Here is a 2,279-nt window from a genome sequence, read left to right on the forward strand (position 1 = left end):
ATCTTGTCCATGTTCTTCTTGAAGCAGGCGTCCATCTCAGGGCTGTCCGGATCATCGCCACTACAGAAGGTGACCGCATCGCCCGAGCAATAGGTCTTCAGGTCCTTGTTGCCACGCTTCGAGGCGGAGGCGTCAGGAGCGGCGAGGGCAGGGGCCGCTACAGCGATGAGGGCGAAAGCGAGGAGGAAGCTGCGCATATTGGATACCTGCCAAAGGAATTCGTCGGTGCGCTAACGGCTTGGCTCGGCGATCTATCCCTTCTGCTAACGGAGCCGAGGCTCGACCCCTCCGCGGCATTCGGGCTGTGACCGAGAGGTCGAGTGGCTACTTGCCGCCGGCCTTCTCGTAGGCGTCGATGGCACGACGGCAGTTTGGGGACATCCGGCTCATATTCTTCTTGAAGCAGGCGTCCATTTGCGGGCTGTTCGGATCAATACCCGCGCAGAACGCGAGGGCGTCCCCCGCACAGTTGGTCTGTAGGTCCGCGTTGCCGCGGTTGGGCGCCTGCGCTGAGGCAGGGGCGGCAAGGGCGATGGCGCTGACGGCGAGGATGAGGCTGCGCATACTTGGTCCCTGACCTGGGCAATTCGTCGAGGCCTAACGAACCTGGCGCCAGTTTTATCCCTTCCGCTTCCGAAACCGGATCCCGGCCCCACCGCTGTTATCGGGGATGAACTCAAGGGAGGCGGTCATGGCTGGCCCTTCTCTCTCCAGAGCTCAGCAAGGAAGCGTGTTAGCCCACGCAGGTCGATATCCTCCAGCGCCTCATCCTCAGCAGGCGCCGTCAGCGACGTCTCGTCGTCGTCCTGGCCTAAGCCATGGAGCGCCTGGGCGAGCATCGGCCATGATGGCAGATTGCAATCGCGCAGGAAGAAGGCGGCTTTGATCAGCGCTTCGCCCTGCTCCCGCGGAACTGGACGGCCTACGATCTGGGCCTCAAGGACCTGATCGATCAGAGCTTCCGTGAGGCGGCGGACTTCGGGCAGGCGTTCGCGGGGAGGGGGCTCGACAGTCACGCTGGATCCTTCCGGCGCAGTTTCACGCCGGGCTCGCCGCCGTTGGTGAAATCCACGCCGGCCGCCTCACGGCTGCGGCGTGCCAAGACACCGGCGCCGGGGCAAGTGCGGGCAGGCCCTATCCCTCACCTTTGAGTCTTACCGCCTGACGTGTCTGGAAGAACGTCACGCTCGGCTTTGTAAAAGTCTTCGACCGGTCTGCCCAAGGCGTCGCTGATCCGCCTCAAAACCCGCAATTTGCGCTCGCGCTCACGTGTCGCAGCAGCTTGGTCTACTGAAGGGAGGCCGACGTCGCGGCGGTCACCGTCATAGCGCTCGTTCATCCACGACCTAGCACATTTGTGACCCATAGGGTTGTATGTGCTTATTGCAGTGCGACGGAAAGTTGTGATCTTGGTCCCTCTCCAGCTTGTGAAGGGCTCAGGAACTGCATGCCGCGTCGGTCATCGCATAACGCTCTGTCCGCTGCCTCGCTGCCGATGACGACCCTCGACATCGGCTTGTGGGAGGAGGACGTCGACGCCGATTGCATCCGGGGCGATGCGGTCATGGCTCGGATGTTCGGGCTGTTCGACGCTGAGGTCACCGAAGGCATCTCGCGCGCGCACCTCATGTCGATTTTCCACCCGGAAGACGTCGTGCAGGACCCGGAGCTTAGCCGAAGTGTGCGCGAGGAGGGCGGACTGTTCGTGTGGGAGCACCGCATCCTGCCGGAGCCGGGTATCGTGCGCTGGGTGCTCGCGCGCGGTCACTACGAGCGGGATACCAAGGGACGGATGCTCGGGCGCGGGATCGTCATCGACGTCACTGACAGCCGGACCGATGGACAACTCGATGGCCCGGCGCATTTCCTCGCGGCTTTCGAGACGTCGGGGGCTGTTTTGGAGCGTATCGCTGATCGGGCGATCGAGGCCTGCGAGTTGATCCGCACCCTGGATGCGGCCAGCTCAGGTCGCATGCGCCTGTTGATCGACGCCCTCCTGAAAGAGCTTGGCCAACAGATCGCAGCATCACTGCAGGATGAGTCGCCAGCACCCGAGCAACCGCAGGGGCAGAAGGTCCACTAAGCCCAATCGAAACGCAGAAGGCCCGCCCTCGACAGGTCGACGGGGACGGGCCTTCACGCGACGATGCTGGTGGGGCTGCACGACGTCCGGGGGCGTGGACCGTGCTGCTCTGCCAGTGTTCGGGCGCTGAGCCCGGTCGCTGAAGAAAACCTACATCTAAGCGGTCAACGAAGCGTTGCGCCTCGCCGGCTGGTTC

At 63.4% G+C, this 2,279-nt stretch carries 4 protein-coding genes; 1 reads left to right on the plus strand and 3 read right to left on the minus strand.

Going from position 1 to position 2,279, the window contains the following annotated elements:
• The 3 genes from MKL11_RS09740 to MKL11_RS09750 form a co-directional block, all read right to left on the minus strand.
• On the minus strand, nucleotides 1-197 hold a 197-nt coding region (locus tag MKL11_RS09740), incomplete at its 3' end, for a 3',5'-cyclic-nucleotide phosphodiesterase (protein ID WP_243942636.1).
• A 127-nt stretch (nucleotides 198-324) separates the two neighbouring features.
• Entirely contained in the window at nucleotides 325-564 is a 240-nt protein-coding gene (locus tag MKL11_RS09745; protein WP_243942639.1) for a 3',5'-cyclic-nucleotide phosphodiesterase, read from the minus strand.
• A 125-nt stretch (nucleotides 565-689) separates the two neighbouring features.
• Complete coding sequence (locus MKL11_RS09750; protein ID WP_243942641.1) at nucleotides 690-1,016, minus strand: hypothetical protein; 327 nt, start codon at nucleotides 1,014-1,016, stop codon at nucleotides 690-692.
• A gap of 479 nt (nucleotides 1,017-1,495) precedes the next feature.
• On the opposite strand from MKL11_RS09750, the gene MKL11_RS09755 reads away from it, so the two are divergent.
• On the plus strand, nucleotides 1,496-2,083 hold the full coding sequence (locus tag MKL11_RS09755) for a PAS domain-containing protein (RefSeq protein ID WP_243942643.1): 588 nt from the start codon (nucleotides 1,496-1,498) through the stop codon (nucleotides 2,081-2,083).
• Nucleotides 2,084-2,279: the final 196 nt, after the last annotated feature.

Source organism: Methylobacterium sp. J-077, assembly GCF_022829365.1.
GTDB lineage: Bacteria > Pseudomonadota > Alphaproteobacteria > Rhizobiales > Beijerinckiaceae > Methylobacterium.